Annotated in this window: 9 protein-coding genes; 2 read left to right on the forward strand and 7 right to left on the reverse strand. The window is 73.6% G+C overall.

Annotated elements, in window-relative coordinates:
- Window positions 1–16: 16 nt before the first annotated feature.
- The 3 genes from D2L64_RS09725 to D2L64_RS09735 all read right to left on the reverse strand — a co-directional run bounded on the left by D2L64_RS09725 (window position 17) and on the right by D2L64_RS09735 (window position 3,097).
- Window positions 17–1,372, reverse strand: a complete 1,356-nt coding sequence (locus D2L64_RS09725) for an endo-1,4-beta-xylanase (RefSeq protein ID WP_119574787.1) — start codon at window positions 1,370–1,372, stop codon at window positions 17–19.
- Between the two features lie 324 nt (window positions 1,373–1,696).
- Window positions 1,697–2,374 (reverse strand): hypothetical protein, encoded by a 678-nt coding sequence (locus tag D2L64_RS09730; RefSeq protein ID WP_119574579.1) that lies wholly within the window; start codon window positions 2,372–2,374, stop codon window positions 1,697–1,699.
- Between the two features lie 93 nt (window positions 2,375–2,467).
- Window positions 2,468–3,097: a TetR/AcrR family transcriptional regulator gene (locus tag D2L64_RS09735; protein WP_119574581.1), complete on the reverse strand. Its 630-nt coding sequence runs from the start codon at window positions 3,095–3,097 to the stop codon at window positions 2,468–2,470.
- Between the two features lie 79 nt (window positions 3,098–3,176).
- On the opposite strand from D2L64_RS09735, the gene D2L64_RS09740 reads away from it, so the two are divergent.
- Together D2L64_RS09740 and D2L64_RS09745 are read left to right on the forward strand one after the other, a co-directional pair.
- On the forward strand, window positions 3,177–4,118 hold the full coding sequence (locus D2L64_RS09740) for an NADP-dependent oxidoreductase (protein ID WP_119574583.1): 942 nt from the start codon (window positions 3,177–3,179) through the stop codon (window positions 4,116–4,118).
- 123 nt (window positions 4,119–4,241) lie between these two features.
- Window positions 4,242–7,037: a tetratricopeptide repeat protein gene (locus D2L64_RS09745; RefSeq protein WP_119574585.1), complete on the forward strand. Its 2,796-nt coding sequence runs from the start codon at window positions 4,242–4,244 to the stop codon at window positions 7,035–7,037.
- Here the strand turns inward: D2L64_RS09745 and D2L64_RS09750 are convergent.
- Genes D2L64_RS09750 through D2L64_RS09765 form a run of 4 tightly spaced genes read right to left on the reverse strand, consistent with a single transcriptional unit; the run spans window position 7,003 to window position 17,480 of the window.
- Window positions 7,003–7,281 carry an acyl carrier protein gene (locus D2L64_RS09750; RefSeq protein ID WP_119574587.1) on the reverse strand — a complete coding sequence of 93 codons (279 nt, stop codon included), beginning with the start codon at window positions 7,279–7,281 and terminating at the stop codon, window positions 7,003–7,005. The genes D2L64_RS09745 and D2L64_RS09750 overlap by 35 nt on opposite strands.
- Window positions 7,282–7,283: 2 nt before the next feature.
- The gene (locus D2L64_RS09755) at window positions 7,284–10,424 is read right to left on the reverse strand and encodes a non-ribosomal peptide synthetase (RefSeq protein ID WP_199714483.1); all 3,141 of its coding nucleotides are present in this window, start codon (window positions 10,422–10,424) and stop codon (window positions 7,284–7,286) included.
- Between the two features lie 31 nt (window positions 10,425–10,455).
- The gene (locus D2L64_RS09760) at window positions 10,456–11,961 is read right to left on the reverse strand and encodes a class I adenylate-forming enzyme family protein (protein WP_233558882.1); all 1,506 of its coding nucleotides are present in this window, start codon (window positions 11,959–11,961) and stop codon (window positions 10,456–10,458) included.
- A complete protein-coding gene (locus D2L64_RS09765; RefSeq protein WP_119574589.1) occupies window positions 11,958–17,480 on the reverse strand; it encodes a non-ribosomal peptide synthetase/MFS transporter in 5,523 nt (1,840 codons plus the stop codon). Before D2L64_RS09765 ends, D2L64_RS09760 begins: the two co-directional genes overlap by 4 nt.
- Window positions 17,481–17,573: the final 93 nt, after the last annotated feature.

Raw genomic sequence — 17,573 nt, forward strand, 5'->3', positions numbered from 1 at the left:
GACGAAGCGGGTGAGGTCAGCCCACGGTGCAGGACCTGATCTGCGGCCGGGCGCTGGAGTTGCCGTTCATCATCGTGGTGAAGCCGAACGTGTTGCCGCTGCCGTTGGAGCGCATCGTCATCACGTTGCCGCTGCCGTCCCAGGTGGGGTTGCCGCTCCAGGTGGCGGAGATGCGCTGCGGCGCGGTGATGACGACGACCACCGACCACGTGCTGGCGCCGCTGACGGTCACCGACGTGTTGTAGCGGTCACCCCAGACCTGGCCGGGCGTGATCGTGGCGGTGCAGCCGCCGGGCGCCGGGGTCGTGGGCGCCGGAGTGGGGTCGCCGCCACCCGGGTTGCCGCTGTTCAACGCGGTGAGTACGGCGTTGTAGGCGGCCTTCTTGTTGCCGTTGCCGTCGAAGAGCAGTGGGCTCTCGTTGGAGCGCCACGAGTCGGAGTCGCGGATGCCCCACACGGTGATGCCCTTGCAACGCGATACGGCGAGGCAGTCGTTGACCACGTTGCGGTAGGCGTCGCTCGGCGCGTTGCGGATGTCCAGCTCGGTGATGTGCACGTCGACGCCGAGGGCGGCGAAGCTGGACAGCGTGGTGCGGTAGTTACCCGGGTAGTTCGAACCGCCGGTGAAGTGCGACTGCAGGCCCACACAGTCGATCGGTACGCCCCGGTTCTTGAAGTCCTGAACCATCCGGTAGACGGCCTGGGTCTTGGCGTCGGTCCAGTTGTCGATGTTGTAGTCGTTGTAGCACAGCTGGGCGTTCGGGTCCGCCTGGCGGGCGGCCCGGAAGGCGGCCTCGATCCAGTCGTTGCCGGTGCGCTGGAGGTTCGAGTCGCGGCGGGCCCCGCTGGACCCGTCCTGGAACGCCTCGTTGACCACGTCCCACCAGGCGATCTGCCCACGGTAGTGGGTGGCGACCTGGGTCACGTGGTTGAGCATCGCGTTGCGCAGGGTGGTGCCGGACATGTTCTGCATCCAGCCGGGCTGCTGCGAGTGCCAGGCCAGGGTGTGGCCGCGGACCTGCATGCCGCGGCTGCGCGCGTGCTGGACGAGCCGGTCACCGTTGCCGAAGTTGAACTGCCCCTGCTGCGGCTGGAGCGCGTCGATCTTCATCTCGTTCTCGGCGGTGACCTGGTTGAACTCGCGGTTCAGGATGGTCGTGTACGCCGAGTCGTTGAGCTTGTTCACCGCGACGGCGGTACCGAAGTACCGTCCACCCTGCTCGGCAGCGGAGGCGCCCAGGGTGGTCGCGGCGCTGGCGCTTCCGGGCAGCACCACCGCTCCGGCCACTGCCAACAGGCCGACGGCCGACAGGACCAGCGCGGCCCGTAGCCGTCTCGGCCGTCCCGGTGCTCGGGAAGAATCCTTGGTCATCTGATGCTCCTTCCGGGTCCGGTCCCCGAATTCGGGCAGCATGAATCCGGACTCGCGGGATAGGGATGTTGCCCACGATTCCCTGACAAAGGGATCGCATCGGCCTTACTGGACCCGAAGTATTACAGCGTTGTTTCATAACCGTCAATGACTTCCGGAAGTTCATCGGAAGTTCCGGCCGACGCGGTCGCCGCACCGGACGGGCGCGGCGGCAGCACAGATGGCACTGTCGGCCGACCGCGCAGGGATCGGCCGTTGACGGTGCCAGTGCCACGGAGGCCGGAATGCGTCGGCACGCCAGGGGCCGACCGAACCGGCGGGAGATCAGTCGGAGTGCCCCTCGGCCGCGCCGTCCGGCCCGAACGCACCGCCCGGCTCGCCGGTGTCGAGGTGCACGTGCTGGTGGCCGTGGCCGGCGTCGATGTTGATCTGGTCGAGCTGGGTCGCCGCCACCGACCAGGTGGTCACGGCGAGGGTCGCCTGCCGCGCCGCCAGCGCCAACAGCTCGTCGGCCGCGGTGGCGCCATCGACGGTCGCCAGGGCCAGCGTGTCGACGGCCACCGCCGCCTGCTCCACCGCACCGCGCAGGCCGCCGCGGGCGACGTTGGTGGCGGTCATTCCCGACGGCGGATCGGCGTACTGCTCGGCCAGCTGCCGCATGGTCTGCTGCCACTGACGGAGTTGTGCGGCCTCGGGCGGACGCTCCGCCTCCGCAGCCTGCCGGACGGCCACCAGGATCGGCGCCAGCTGCTCTCCGGTCCGATGTGCCATCTCGGTGAGTTCGACGATCTGCTGCGCGTCGCGGCGGGCGTCGGCTTCCTGCAACTGCGCGATGCTCGACTCGGTCGCGCCCGGTCGACCCACCGCGTAGCCGATCAGCCCGCCGACCAGCCCGGCGGCCAGCGCCGCCGCCACTGCGGCGGGCAGCAGCCGGGTCGAAGAACGCCGCCCGCGGGCCGGCGGGGTCAGCAGGTAGGAGGGCCTACCGGTCTTCCGGGACATCGGCCCCCTCACATCGACGGCTGTTCGGCTCGGAGACTAACGCCCCCCACCCGGCCACGTCGATACTTACGTCTCCCCTGAGCAAACTTTCATTCAGGATGACCGAAAGCGTTCGGGGTGCCCCACCGGATCGGGCGGCGGCTGCGGCAGCGGCCCCGAGCCGGGCGACCGCAGCCCGTCGAAGATGATCGCCAGGTAGCGGCGCCACAGTCCGGGCGGGGCGCCGGGCACGAAGCCGGCCACGTGGTTCGGCGCGCACATCAGCAGGATGACGTCCAGGCCGGTGACGTCGCTGCGGATCGCGCCCGCCGCCTGCGCGCGGTCGACGAGCAGTACGACCTGCTCGAACAGCCGCGCCCGGGACGCGCCGAGGCGGTCGTTGACCTCACCGGCCTCGCGCAGGAACGACAGGTCCAGTTGCTGTTGCCGGCTGGCTGCGGCGTCGAGGAACTCCAGCAGCGCGGCGCCGGGGTCGTCGGCCGTCGACAGTCGACTCGCCAGCGCGGTGAGCCCGTCGACCCGATCCAGCACCACCGCCGCGAGCAGGTCGTCCTTGGTGGGAAAGTGCCGGAACACGGTGCCCTTGCCGATGCCGGCCCGCCGGGCGATCTCCGCGACCGACGCCTCCAGCCCCCGCTCGGCGAACTCCGCCTCCGCCGCGGCCAACAGCGCCGCCCGGTTACGGGCGGCGTCGGCGCGCAGCGGGCGATCGGCGGTGGCCATGGCGCCACCCTAACAACTTGACCGGGCGGTCCGTTTAGCCATAACCTGACCACCCGGTCCGATTAACGGTGAGGGAGACATGAAGGCTGTCATTGCCACCGACTACGGTCCCCCTGAGCAGTTCACCGTCGCCGACCTGCCGGTCCCCCACCCCGGCCCGGGACAGATCCAGGTACGGATCGCCGCCGCGTCGATCAACTCGATCGACCTGCGGGTGCCGGGCGGCGAACTCCGGGGCGTCGCCGACCTCACCTTCCCGCACGTCCCCGGCAACGACTTCGCGGGAACGGTCAGTGACGTCGGCCCCGACGTCACCGCGTACCGGGTCGGCGACGAGGTGTTCGGCCACGCCGTACCCCGGGCACTGCGGGCGATGATGGGCGCCGGTCGACCCAGCCTGACCACCGGCACCCTCGCCGAGTACGCCGTCTTCGAGGCGGACACGCCGTTCATCGCCCACCGGCCACCCGGGCTGACGGTCGCCGACGCGGCCGCGCTGCCGACCGCCGGCCTCACCGCCCGCGCGCTGATCGCCACCGCCGCCCCCTCGGCCGGGGACACCCTCCTGGTCGTCGGCGCCACCGGCGGCGTCGGCACCACGCTGCTGCCGTTGCTGCGCCCCGCCCGGGTGATCGCCACCGGCAAACCGGCCGACGCGGAGGCGCTACTTGCCCTGGGTGCCAGCGAGGTGATCGGCTACGACGACCCGTACCCCGGCCCGGTCGACGTGGCGTTCAACCTGGTGCTGCCCAGCGACCGGCTGCGCCGGGTCGGTCAGGCCCTGCGGCCGGGAGGGCGGCTCTACACCATCACCTTCCCGCCGCCCCGGCCCGACTACCTCGACCGGGACGACGTCCACTTCGAACTGGTGCTCGACACGCAGGGGCGGCTCGGCGGGATGTCCGACGTGGCCGGTCTGCGCGTGACGGTCGGTCGCCGGTACCGCCTCGACGACGGCGTACGGGCGCTGACCGACTTCGCCCGTACGCACACCTTCGGCAAGCTCGTGGTCACCGTCTGACCGCAACGGCAACGTGCCGCACTTGTGGCGGTACAGACCGTCCGCACTGTCCGATCATGGGTTTCGGCACAGCATCGCGCCGCCGCAGAGTGACCGTGACGTCATCGGGTGGAGGGGGCGGGCGTGACGCAGGGCCGCTGGGCGAGTCGGCTGCGGCTGAACGGCGCGGGTGTCGCGGGGGTGGGTCTACTGCTCACCGCTGCGGTCACCGCGGCGCTGGCCAACTTCGTCAGCTGGTACGTGGCCGCCGGGTTGGGGGTGATCTCCGGCGGCGCCGGCCTGTACGGCGGGCTGCTGTGGCAGCGCCGGACCGACCAGCGGCTGCGGGCGCAGGCCTGGGCGGCGGTCACCACCGCCGCACCGGAAAGTCCACGATGGTCGAGTGCGGACGACGACAGCCTGCTGACGGTGCTGCTTCCGGGACGCCGCGCCGTACCGTTCAGCGTGCTGCACGACCGGTTCGCCCGACAACTGGTGCAGTGGGCGATGGCCGACTCCCCGTCCCCGGCCTCGGTGTTCTACCTCAACGGCGCTCCCGGTGTGGGCAAGAGCCGGCTGCTGGTCGAGGTGGCGCAGCGGCTCACGCTGCCGTGCGGCTGGGTGATACCCGGTCAGGGCCGGGCGGCGGTGGCCGCCGCGGCGGCGCTGCGACGGCGGGTGGTGCTGGTCGTCGACGACGCCGACACCCGTGACGACCTGGACGCCATCCTCACCACCTGGGCGGAGACGGCCGGCGACGAGGTCCGGCTGGTCGTGATCAGCCGGGTGAACGACGCCTGGTGGACGGCGGTACGCGGCGGGCAGCCCGCCCGGGTCCTGCCGCGGCTGCCGTACCGGGCGCAGGTGACGCTGCCGACGATCGTCGGGGACGCCAAGAGCCAACAGCAGTTCTTCGCCCGCGCCCTGCGGAGCTTCGTGGCCGAGGAGGCGCCGGTGCCGCCGGTGGTCCTGGCGCCGGCCGACCCGCCACCGTCGGTCGTGCTGCTGCACGCCGCCGCCGCGCTCGCCGCGCGCACCGACGTGGGCGCCAGGGTCGACACCGCCACGGCGGCGGCCGGGCTCTTCGCCGCCGAACGGGAACGCTGGCAGAGCTCCGCCCGCCAGGCCGACCTGCAGCACCTGCCCGGCATCGTGCTCGAGCAGGCACTCCTGCTCGCCGCGCTGGTCGGTGCCGCCGACGCCGAGGCCGCGCGGCGGCTGCTCGCCCACGTGCACTCCCCCGCGGGCGCCATCGGACCGGAGCGGGCGGGTCGGCTGGCCGACTGGCTCCGGGGGCTGTACCCGCAACAGGTGCCGGACTGGCTGTCGCCCCGGCTGCCGGCGGTGTTGTGGGAACGCTACGCCGTCGGTGCCGTCGCCCACGATCCGCCGCTCGCCGCGGCGCTGGCGGCGGCCACCAGTGACGACACCGTCCGCACCGAACGGGTCCTGGCCACCCTGGCCAGGGCCGCGGCACACAGCCCGGATGCCGGCGCCGCACTCACCGCCGTACTCGATCGTGACCCGCCCCGGATGACCGCCGCGGCGATCAGGGTCGCCGCCTTCGCGGAGCTACCGGTCGACGAGGCGATCGCGTCCGGCCTGGAGCGGCACGCCGACCGGTTCGGCCACACCGAACTGCGCCGGCTGTACGACGCCATCCCGTCCGACGCCCGGACCGGGCGCCTGGCCCGTACCGGCGTCACCCTGCTCCGGCGGTACGTCACCCACCCCGACGTGAACCAGGACGACCTCGACACCCAGGCAGTTCGGGAGGCGCTCGGGGCAGCCCTGCGCGAGCAGGGGCGGTACGCGGCCGCGGCGACGCAGTTGCGCGAGGCGCTCGACGCGCGGAGCCGGTTGCAGGGCGCCGACCATCCGGACACCCTGGCCACCCGCAACCGGCTGGCGGTCGTGCTGGACCTGCAGGCGGGACGCGGCGCGGCGGAGGCGGAGTTCCGCGAGGTGCTCACCGCCCGCACCCGGCTGCTCGGCGCCGAGCACCGCGACACCCTGACCACCCGGCAGAGCCTCGCCGTGGTGCTCGACGGCCAGGGCCGGTACGCCGAGGCGGAGGCGGAGTTCCGGGCGGTACTCGCGGTGCAGCTGCGGCTGCTCGGCACCGCGCATCCCGACACCCTGACCAGCCGCAACAACGTGGCCGTCCTGCTGCGGGAACAGGGCCGACTCGACGAGGCGGAGGTCGAGTTCCGAGCCCTGGCGGCGATCCGGACCCGACTGTACGGTGCCGAGGACCCCGACACCCTGACTGTCCGCGGCAACCTCGCGGTGGTGTGGGAGAAGCAGGGCCGGTACGACGCCGCGGCGGCGGAGTTCCAGGAGTTGGTCCGGCTCTCCACCCGGGTCCTCGGTGCCGACCACCCGCAGACCGAGAGCATGCGCAACAGCCTCGCCAGTTCGCTGGGCCTGTCGGGACGGCACGACGAGGCGGAGACCCAGCTGCGCGCGGTACTCACCACGCTGACCGGGTCACTCGGCGCGGCACACCCGCACACCCTGAACGTCCGCGGCAACCTGGCGGTGATGGTGGACGCCCAGGGCCGGCACGAGGAGGCCGAGGCGGAGTTCCGCGCGGTGCTGGCGATCCGGTCCCGGACCCTGGGCGACGAACATCGGGACACCCTGAGCACCCGCAACAGCCTGGGCGTCGTCCTGGTCGCACAGGGCCGCCTCGATGAGGCGGAGGCGGAGTTGCGCGACCTGCTGGCCGTCCGGACCCGGCTGCTCGGCCCGGAACACCCCGATGTGCTCAACGCCCGCACCAACCTCGCCACCGTGCTGTCGCAGCAGGGGCGGCACGCCGAGGCCGAGGCGGAGTTCCGGGACCTGCTCGCCGGTTGGACCCGGCTGCTCGGCCCGGAACACCCCAAGACCCTGGCCGTGCTCAGCTACCTGCGGGCGCGTCCCGACCGGTCGTAGCCCCGGCCGCGGCCAGCAGGGCCACCAGGTCGTCGAGGGTCTCCACCGACCTGCCGGGGCCGCCCAGTTCGACCTCGACGTCGTACTCCAGCTCGATCGCGTCGACCAGGCGCAGCAGGCCCAGGGAGTCCACGCCGAGGGCGACCAGGGAGTCGCCGGAGAGCACGTCGGCGGCGGACACCTCCCCCGCCGTGGCCTCGCTCACCAGTCGCGCGATGCGCGTACGCAGTTCGGTGTCGACCACGGTCAGGCTCCCTTCGACTGTTGGCGGACGATCTCGGCGATCTCGGCGACGGTCGGGGTGTCGAAGAAGGCGTCCAGCGGCACCTCGACCCCGAACCGCTGCTGGATCCGGCTGCTGATCCGGGTGATGTGCAGCGAGTGCCCACCCAGGTCGAACAGGTCCTCGTGCGCGCCGACCTCGGCGATGCGCAGCACCTCCTGCCAGATCAGGCGCAGCTGCGCGACCACCGGATCGTCGACCGCCGCGCCCGGCTCGACCGCCCCGGTCGGGTCGGCGGGCGCAGCCGGATCGGCCGTTGCCGGCTCGGCTGCGGCGGCCGGTGCGGGCGGGACGATCCGATCGTCGCGGGTCGGCGGCACGGGCAGCGCGGCCCGGTCGACCTTGCCGTTCGCGTTCAGCGGGAACCGGTCCAGCGTCACGTAGTCGGCGGGCAGGGCAGCCGGTGGCAGGCTCACCGCCAGGTGCCGGCGCAACTCGGCCGGCTCCGGCGGCCCACCCGGCCCGGGGACCAGGTACGCGACCAGGCGCGGCTCGTCGGCCGCCGACCGCAGCACGGCGACCGCCTCGGCCACCGCCGGATGGTCGAGAAGTCTGGCCTCGACCTCGCCCAACTCGATCCGGTGCCCACGGATCTTGACCTGGTGGTCGGTCCGGCCGAGGAACTCGATCCGGCCGTCGGGCAGCCACCGGCAGCGGTCACCGGTGCGGTACCGACGCATGCCGACGGGACCGTACGGGTCCGGCTCGAACCGCTGCGCGGTCAGGTCGTCGCGGCCGAGATACCCGTCGGCCAGCCCGGCACCGGCCAGGTACAGCTCGCCGGGCACCCCGATCGGCACCGGTCGGCCCGCCGGGTCCAGGAGGTACGCCCGGACGTTGGGCAGGGGCCGGCCGATGGTGACCTCGTCGGGGTCGACGGGGATCTCGGCCATCGTGGCGTAGACGGTGGCCTCGGTCGGGCCGTACCCGTTGACCAGCCGGGCGGCGCGGGCCCGCAGCTGCCGGGCCAGCGCGACCGGCAGCGCCTCACCACCGGCGAGGGCGACCAGCGGCGGCGCGGCGTCGAGACCGGCCTCCAGCAGCACCCGCCAGCCCGACGGGGTGGCCTGGACGTGGGTGACGCCGGTGGCGCGGACCAGTGCCAGCACACCCGCGCCGTCCAGCGCGCTGAGCGCCGAGGCGATCACCACCGCGCCGCCGGTGACCAGCGGCAGGAACACCTCCACCGTGGAGATGTCGAAGGCCGGCGAGGTCAGTTGCAGCCAGCGGTGCTGCGGCCCGCTGTCCAGCAGGTCCCGCACGCCGAGCAGGGTGTTGGCCAGTGCCGCGTGCCGCACCGCCACCCCCTTGGGCGCGCCGGTGGAGCCGGAGGTGTAGAGCACGTATGCCAGGTCGGCGCCGGTCGGCGGGTCGGCGGGGGCCGCCGGAACCGGTCCGTCGAGCAGGTCGACGGTGTCGAGGGCCAGGCTGGACCGCTGCGGCAAGGTGCCGGTGTCCGTGTCCGTATCGGTGTCCGTGTCGGTGAGCACCAGCGCCGGGTCGGCGTCGGCGAGCACGGCCTGCCGGCGGGCCGGTGGGTGGTTCGGGTCGATCGGCAGGTACGCCGCCCGGCAGCGCAGCACCGCCAGCATGCTCACCACGGCCTGCCAGGACCGGTCGAGGCTCAGCGCCACCAGCGTGCCCGGGCCGACGTCGTGCCCGCGCAGCAGCCCGGCGAGCCGGGTGGCCGCGGCGTCGAGCTGGGCGTACGTCAACGTCCGGTGGCCGTCGACCACGGCTGGCGCGTCGGGTTCCACGGCGACCCGCGCGGCGAACAGCGCCGGTATCGTCGCCTCGACGGGATAGCCGCGGGTGGTGTCGTTGAACCCGCGGGTGACCCGGTCGAGCTCCTCGTCGGGCAGCAGCGGCAGCTGCGCCACCGGCCGGTCGGGGTCGGCGACCGCCGCGGCGAGCAGGGTGAGCAGGTGGGCGCCGATCCGCCGGACCGCGTCGGTGTCGATGGCCGCCGGACTGTGCTGGAGGCTGACCGTGACGCCGGTGGGCGCGTCGACGATCTGGACGTGCAGGGCGTTGCGGGCGGCGCCGCCGAACAGGGTCCACTCGACCCGGCTGGACACACCGGGGAAGACCGGCTCGGCGCCCCGGCGCCGGTATCCGACGCTGACCGGGGTCAGCGCCGGTGCGGGCCGCAGCCCGGAGACGGCCTGCGCCAGCGGTACGGCCCGGTGCCGGTAGACCTCGCGCAGCCGGGCACGGACGGCGTGGGCGTGGGCGCGGAAGGTGCCCTCGGCGGGGTCGACGGCGACGGGCAGTTCGTTGACGAACAGGCCCACCCGGTCGGCCTGCTGCGGGGTACGGGTGGACAGCGCCACCCCGAGCGGGACGCCCCGGTTGCCGTAGCGGGTGAGCAGCTCGTGCAGCACCGCGAAGAGCAGCTCGAACCGGGTCACCCCGAGCGACCGGGCCGCCCGCGCGACACCGTCGACCAGTTCGGCCGGCAGGTCGAGGTCGACGGCGGCACCGGGTTCGGCACCGGTGGGTAGCCGGCGCAGGCCGGGCAGGACCACGTCGCCCGGCCCGGACCAGTGTCGGGACCAGTAGTCGCGGGCGGCGGGCAGCTCGACGGCGACCCGCTGCTGTTCGGCCGCGGCGAGGCCGGCGTACCCGTCGGGGGCGCCTCGGCCCGGTACGCCGTCGCGGGCGGCGGCGTACGCGGCGGCCAGATCCCGGGCGAGCACGTCCTTGGAGGTGCCGTCGAAGGCCAGGTGGTGGGCGGTGACGAGCAGCAGGTGGGTGCCGTCGGCGCCGGTCAGCAGGGTGAACCGGGCCAGCGGCCCGGTGGCCAGCTGGTACGGGCGGGCGATCTCCTCGGCGACACGGGCATCGGTCAGCTCCCCGAATCCGACCGCCGGTCGGGTGTCGGCGGGCGCCAGGCGTGGGGTGCCGTCGGCGTCGCCGTCCACCCGGGCGGCGAGGATCGGATGCTGCTCGGTGAGCGCGGCGCAGGCCGCGACGAGGGCCCGCCGGTCCAGTTCGGCGCCGAACCGTATCCCTAACGCCATGTGGTAGGCAGTGCCGGCGACCCCGGCCTGCTCGGTGAACCAGACGGCGTGCTGTGCGGAGGTAGCCTCGGCGGTGCCCACATGTGCTCCCAGGGTTGTGCGGTGGTGGTGATCAGGCGTCGAACAGGTCGATGAGCTGCCGTTTGAGCACCTTGCCGCCCTCGTTGCGGGGCAGCCGGTCGAGCAGCAGCAGGCGGGCGGGCAGCTGGTAGTCGGCCAGTCGGTCGGCCAGGAAGCCACGCAGGACGGGCAGGGTCAGCCGGTCGGGTCCGGACGGTGACCGGGGCACGACGGCGGCGGCCACCGCCGAGCCGAGCACCGGGTGCGGTACGCCGACCACGGCGGCCTCGGCGACCAGCGCGTGTTCGTACAGGGCCGCCTCGACCTCCAGGGTGGAGACCTTGAACGCACCGGTCTTGATCACGTCCTGGTGCCGGTCGGTGAGGTACAGGTAGCCGTCGGCGTCCACCCGGCCGACGTCGCCCATGCGCACCCACCCCTGGCGGAAGGTGACCCGGTTGGCGGCCTCGTCGCGGTAGTAGGCGCGGGGAAAGGGCGCGCGCAGCCACACGTCGCCGGTCGTCCCGGCGGGCAGCGGATTGCCGTCGGCGTCGGCGACCATCAGCTGACCGCCGACCGGTCGGCCTACCGCGTCCCGCCGGGACGGGTCGTAGATCATGGTGGTCTGGGCCGGTGCCGCCTCGGTGGAGGTGTAGTAGTTCACGATGGTGGCCTGCGGAAACGCCTCGGCCAGCCGGGCCGCGACGGCCGGCGCCAGCGGGGCGGCGGTGGAGCCGATCAGCTGTACGCCGCTGGTGTCCCGCCCGGCCAGCGCGCCGGAGTCGAGCAGTTCGACGGCGACCGACGGGACGACGAACACGGTGCCCGTGCCGTCGGCCTCGACCAGTCGGGCGAACCGGACCGGAGTGAACCGGGGCAGGGTCAGCGCGCCGGCCTTGGCGGTGAGCGCGTTGACCAGCATGGTCTGCCCGGCGTTGGTGCCGATGGCGAAGGCGTGCAGGAACCGTCGGGAGTGGGCCAGGGCCAGCCGGCGGGGATGGGTGGGCGCACCGGCGGTCAGGTTGGCGTGGCTGGCCGCCACCCCCTTCGGGCGGCCGGTGGTGCCGGAGGTGTAGAGGATCTGCGCGAGGTCGCCGGGGCGGGGTGCCGCCGACGGGTCGTCGGGGCGGGGTGCCCCGGTGGCGGCGGTGGCGAGCAGGTCGGCACAGTTCCACACCGGCAGGTCGGCGGGGACCGGCGGTTCGGGACGGTCGGTGCCGGCCACCACGGCGGTGGCCGCGCAGTGCGTCAGCGCGTACGCCAGTTGCCCGGCGGCGAGCCGGTCGGACAGCGGTACGGCGACCCCACCGGCGCGCAGCACGCCGCAGTAGGCGACCGCGAACCGGGTCCAGTCCCGGGCGCCGAAGAGCAGCCCGACCCGGTCGCCACGGCGTACGCCACGGTGGCGCAACGCGGCGGCGACGGTGTACGCGCCGGTGGCCCAGTCGGCGAAGGTCAGCCGGTCCACGCCGGCCACCTCGATCGCCACCTGCTGCGGGTGCAGGGTGGCGCGCCAGTCCAGCAGGTCGGGCACGGTCCGGGGTTCGACAGTGCTCACCTCGGCCCGCCGTCCCGCCCGGCCGGCACCGGCGGCGCCCCGGCGTCGGCGGTCCTGGCCTGGCGTTCCTCGATGCCGACCAGGTCGTCCGGCGGGGCGTCGGGTACCTCGTCGTCGAACCGGGCGAGCACCGGGGCGACCAGCGACACCAGCGCGGTCAGCGCGATGCAGAGCCCGAACAGCACGTAGAGCAGCCCGTGGCCGCGTCCCGGGCCGACGCCGAGCACGACGCCGACGGTGCCGGCCAGCGCCCCGTCGGCCAGCATCATCGGCTCGGCGACCCGGGCGGCGGCGGGGGCGACCAGTCCCCAGCCCAGCGGCAGGGTGGACTGGGCGACCATCTGGTTGAGGGCGAAGACGCGTCCGTGGACGCGGGGCGGCACCTTGGTCTGGATGATCGTCTGGTAGACGCCGTTGACGATGGCGAGGGCGGCGTACATGCCGAAGGCGCCGGCGGCGATGAGCAGCAGGTTCGGTCGCAGTCCGGTCAGCACGGCGGCCAGTGCGATGCCGATGGTGCCGAGCAGTACCGCCCGCATCCGCCGGTGCCGCGGCCCGCCCCAGACCAGCATCACCAGGCCGCCGACGGCCGCGCCGACGCCGCCGGTGAGCGCGACCTGTGCCACCTCGTTCAGGTCGGCGAAGCCGAGCACCAGCGGGGAGAGCAGGAACAGCACGGGGAAGAGGAAGAAGTTCAGCGCCGCGAAGAAGGCCAGCATGGCCCGGAACTCCCGGCGTCGCAGCGCGTACCGCAGGCCGGCGAGGATCTCCGCGCCGATGCTCTCGCGGCGTTGCAGAGCCAGCGTACGGGGGAACTTCACCACCGCCAGCACGGTGATGGCGAAGAGGTAGAACGCCACGTCGACCAGGAGGATGCCGCGCAGTCCGACGGCCTGCAGCAGGGCCACGGCGGCCAACGGCACGACGAACTGGGTGAGCCCGACGGCGGTCTGGGCGAGACCGTTGGCGTGGCCGAGGAACCGCTTGGGGACCAGCTGCGGCACCGCCGAGACGAAGGCGAGGCGTTGGAACGCCAGCGCCACCGACAGCCAGGCGGTGAACGGGTAGAAGTGCCACACCTCGGCGCGGTCGAACAGCACCAGCGCGGCCAGGGCGGCGTTGCCGCCGCCCGCGGCGGCGCAGGCGGTCAACAGCACGGCCCGCCGGCTGAACCGGTCGACCAGCGCCCCGGCCAGCGGCGCGATGAGCAGGCCGGGGAGCAGGGCCAGCACGGCGAACAACGCGAACCGGGCGAGTGACCCGGTCTGTGTGTAGATCCACAGTGGGATGGCGAAGGTGGTCAACGCGCTGCCCATGCCGGAGAGGATCTGCCCGGTGGCGACCAGCGCGAAGCGGCGCAGGCTCGGTGGCGGTGCGGTGTCCGCGCCGGTCCGGCTGGTCGGCGGCGAGCCGGGGCCCTGGTGGGACACCGCGGCGAGCTGCCAGGCCGGCTGGGCGGGGACAGGCTGCGCCGGTACGGCCGAGACAGGCTGCTCCGGTACGGTCGAGGCGGGCGCGTCGACCTGCCGGTGCACGTCGGTGACGATCTCGGCCAGCTCGGTGGCCCGGTACTTGAGGAAGTAGTGGCCGCCCTCGTCGATCACGGCCAGCGCGGTGCGGTCACCGAGGAAGTGCCACTCCTTGTACCGCTCCTCGTGGAAGTCGGTGCTGCGGTCGCGTTCGCCGACCACGGAGATGATCGGTGCCCGTAGCGGTGTCACCGACTGGCGCATCAGGTCGGTGAAGTACTCCTCGGACACCTCGGCGTCGTGCCGCATGGCCCGGATCAGGAACCGTGCCTCGTCGGGGGCGAGTGCGCCGATGTCGGTGCCCTGCGCCTGCAGCCAGGTGCGGTAGATCCGGTCGCTGCGCAGGCGTTCGGCCAGCCGCAGGCGCAGCAGCGGCCCGAGCGGGCCACCGGCGGGCCGGCCGAACGGGAAGACCGCGCCGAGGTACACCGCGTCCAGTTCCCGGCCGACGGCTTCCAGCCGGCGGGCCACCTCCACCGCGAGCGCGCCACCGGGGCCGCAGTGGCCGTAGAGGATCAGTGGTCCGGTCACCCGCTCCAGGATCTCCGCGACCACGTCGGCGGCCACCTCGTCGATCGGCGCGGGGTCGTCGGCCAGGCCGATGTCGTGGCCCGGTACCGCCACCGACAGCAGCCGGTAGCCGGACGGCAGCGCGTCGGCCAGCGGTTGGTACACCACCGCACTACCGCCGCCGTACGGTACGCAGACCAGGGTGGCGACCCGTCGCCCGGCGGGTACCGGCGGGGTCAGCTCGTGCAGCAGCCCGCCGGTGGCGGCGTCGCCGTCGGTGACCAGCCGGGCCAGCTCGCGTACGGTGCGGTGGCGGAACAGGTCCATCACGCTGACCGCCGGTGCGGCCGCCCCGGACACCGTGGGCAGTTCCCGGCGCAGCCGGGCCACCACCTGCGTGGCCAGCAGCGAGTGCCCGCCCAGCTCGAAGAAGTCGTCGGTGGCGCCGACCTCGGGCACCCGCAGCACGGCCTGCCAGATCCCGGCCACCAGGGTCTCCACCGGGCCGTCCGGCGGCACCCGCTGCCCGGTCGGCGGTTCGTCGGTCGGTTCGGGCAGGGCCCGCCGGTCGACCTTGCCGTGTTCCTGCAGCGGCAGCCGGTCCAGCAGCACCCAGCGGCTGGGCAGCATGTGTTCGGGCAGCCGGTCGGCGAGCGCGCGACGCAGCCCGGTCAGGTCCGGAGCGTCGGTGTCGGGCTCCGGTTCCAGGTACGCCACCAGCCGGTCGTCGCGCAGCAGCACCGCCGCCTGCCGGACGTCGGGGAAGTCGCGCAGCGCGGCCTCGATCTCGCCCAGCTCGACCCGGTAGCCACGGATCTTCACCTGGTGGTCGCGGCGACCGAGGAACATCAGTTGCCCGTCGGCGCGCCAGCGGGCCAGGTCGCCGGTGCGGTAGAGGCGGGCGCCGGGCGGGCCGTACGGGTCGGGCACGAACCGTTCGTCGGTCAGCTCGGGCCGGTCGAGGTAGCCGCGGGCCAGCCGGTCGCCACCGAGGTACAGCTCGCCGGGCACGCCGACCGGTACCGGGCGCATCCGGTCGTCGAGTACGTGGACGCGGGCGTGCGGCAGCGGTCGGCCGAGCGGTACGGGTCCGGTGCGCGGCCCGTCGGCGGTGACCTCGTAGGTGGTGACGCCGACGGTGGCCTCGGTGGGGCCGTAGTGGTTGAACACCCGGGTCGTCCCGGCGGCGGCGAGCGGGACGACCCGGTCCAGTTCGGAGGCCTCGCCGCCGAGGATCAGCGCGCGGGCGGGCAGCAGGTCGGCCGGGTCGGCGTCGGCGGTCAACGCGCTCAGGTGCGACGGGGTGATCTTCAGGTAGTCGATGCGCCGGGCCCGCAGCAGTTCGGCGATCTCGGCACCGGTGCCGCGGCGGGGCAGCAGGTGCACCGCGCCGCCGGTGGCCAGGGCCAGGTAGAAGACGGTGACGCTGAAGTCGAAGGACATCGACTGCAACAGCCCGTACCGGGCGGCCGGGACGATCCCGAACCGGTCGGCCACCCCGTCGAGGTAGTTCAGTACCTGCCGGTGTGCCACGGCCACCCCCTTCGGGGTGCCGGTGGAGCCGGAGGTGTAGATGACGTAGGCGAGGTCCTCGCCGGTGCCGGTGGCCGGTGGGCGGATCGCGGGTTGGTCGGCGAGTTCGTCGGCGATCTCGTCGAGGCAGCCGACGACCGTGTCGGCGGGCAGCCGATCGCGCAGGTCGGAGCTGGTCAGCACGATGCGGGGGCGGGCGTCGGTGAGCATCAGGGCCAACCGGGCGGGTGGCTGTTCGGGATCCAGGGGCAGGTACGCCCCGCCGGCCCGCAGGACCCCGAGCAGCGTCGCGGCCAGCTCGGTCGACTGTTCCAGCAGCACGCCGACCAGCTGGTCCGGGCCGATGCCGCGGCGGCGTAGCCAGCCGGCGAGCTGGTCGGCCCGCTGGTCGAGCTGGCGGTAGCTGAGCGTGTCGTGGTCACCGACCACGGCCGGGGCGTCGGGGGTGGCGGTGACGTGCCGGTCGATCAGGTCGGCCAGCGTGGTGGCGGTGCCGGTGACCCCGGCGGTGTCGTCGGACTCGGGCCGGGCCAGGGCCAGCACCCGGGCCTGCTCGCCCGCGTCGAGCAGGTCCAGGTCGACCACGGGCCGGTCCGGCTCGGCGACCGCGGCCCGCAGCAAGGTCTGCAGACCGGTGGCCAGCCGCGCGACGGTGGCGGCGTCGAACAGGTCGGTGTTGTAGACGAACATGCCACGCAGTCCGTCGGCGCTCTCCCCGACGTACAGCGACAGGTCGAAGCGGGCGGTGGTGGCGTCGGTGCCGACGCCCTCGGCGCGCAGCCCGGTGGGCCAGCGGCTGCCGCCCTGGCCGTAGTTCTGCAGGGTGAACAGCACCTGGAACACCGGGGTGCGGCTGACGTCGCGGGCCACGTTGAGTTCGGCGACCAGCCGTTCGAACGGGGTCTCCTGGTGGGCCAGGGCGCGGACCACGGTGGTGCGGGTGCGTCGCAGCAGGGCCCCGAAGCCGGGTTCGGTGCCGGCGTCGTCGGGTTCGCCGCGGGACAGGTCGGCCCGCAGGGCGAGGGTGTTGACGAAGAGACCGACGAGGTTCTCCAGCTCCGGTACGACCCGGCCGGCGACCGGGGAGCCGATGGCGAAGTCCCGCTGGCCGGTGTAGCGGAACAGGACGGCCTGCAGGCCGGTGAGCAGGGTCATGTAGAGGGTGCTGCGGTGGGCGCGGCCGAGTCGGCGCAGCCCGTCGGTGAGGTCGGCGTCGATGGTGAAGCGGTGCGTGTCACCGGCGTACGACTGCACCGGTGGGCGGGGCCGGTCGGTGGGCAGTTCCAGTGCGGGTACCCCGGCCAGGGTGCCGGTCCAGTAGGCGAACGCGTCGGCCTGGGCCGGTCCGTCGAGTCGGGCCCGCTGCCAGGCGGCGTAGTCGAGGTAGCCGGTCGGTGGTGCCGGGGGCGGGGTGCCGCCGTCGCGCAACGCGCCGTAGCCGGCGGCGACCTCGCGCAGGAGGATGTCCAGCGACCAGCCGTCGCTGACGATGTGGTGCATGGCGAGGTGCAGGAGCTGGTCGTCGGGGCCGGTCCGCACGAGCAGCGCCCGCAGCAGCGGGGCGGCGGTGAGGTCGAACGGGGTGTCGACGGAGGCGGCGACCAGTTCCCGGGCGGCCTCCTCGGTGGCGGCGGTGCTGACCGTGACCGGCACCCGCACCTCGGGCAGCACCTGCACCACCGGCTCACCGTCGGCGTTCTCGGTGAACCGCATGCGCAGGCTGTCGTGCCGGGCGGCGGTCGCGTCGAGGGCGGCCCGCAGCAGGTCGACGTCGAGCGGTCCGCGCAGCCGGACGGTCGTGTATACGACGTACGCGGCGGTGCCGGGGGTGAGCTGCTCGGTGAACCAGATCCGTTCCTGGCCGAACGACAGGCGGGGCTGGCCGGTGCGGAAGTTCACTTCGGGCGAACCGGGACGAATCCGCGCCGGCACGTCAAGGTTGGTCACGCAACGCCTCACTCCGATGACGGATGGGAGCCAGTAGTCTGCACGGCGCATCCAACAGGTTGGATCGGCTGATCGGTCCACTGTGTAACACTC

The sequence above is a fragment of the Micromonospora radicis genome, from assembly GCF_003583405.1.
Classification (GTDB): domain Bacteria; phylum Actinomycetota; class Actinomycetes; order Mycobacteriales; family Micromonosporaceae; genus Micromonospora; species Micromonospora radicis.

Excerpts from the sequence above, each read along its gene's own strand:
- D2L64_RS09725 (WP_119574787.1), bottom strand. The coding sequence starts at position 1,372 with ATGACCAAGGATTCTTCCCGAGCACCGGGACGGCCGAGACGGCTACGG.
- D2L64_RS09730 (WP_119574579.1), bottom strand. The coding sequence starts at position 2,374 with ATGTCCCGGAAGACCGGTAGGCCCTCCTACCTGCTGACCCCGCCGGCC.
- D2L64_RS09735 (WP_119574581.1), bottom strand. The coding sequence starts at position 3,097 with ATGGCCACCGCCGATCGCCCGCTGCGCGCCGACGCCGCCCGTAACCGG.
- D2L64_RS09740 (WP_119574583.1), top strand. The coding sequence starts at position 3,177 with ATGAAGGCTGTCATTGCCACCGACTACGGTCCCCCTGAGCAGTTCACC.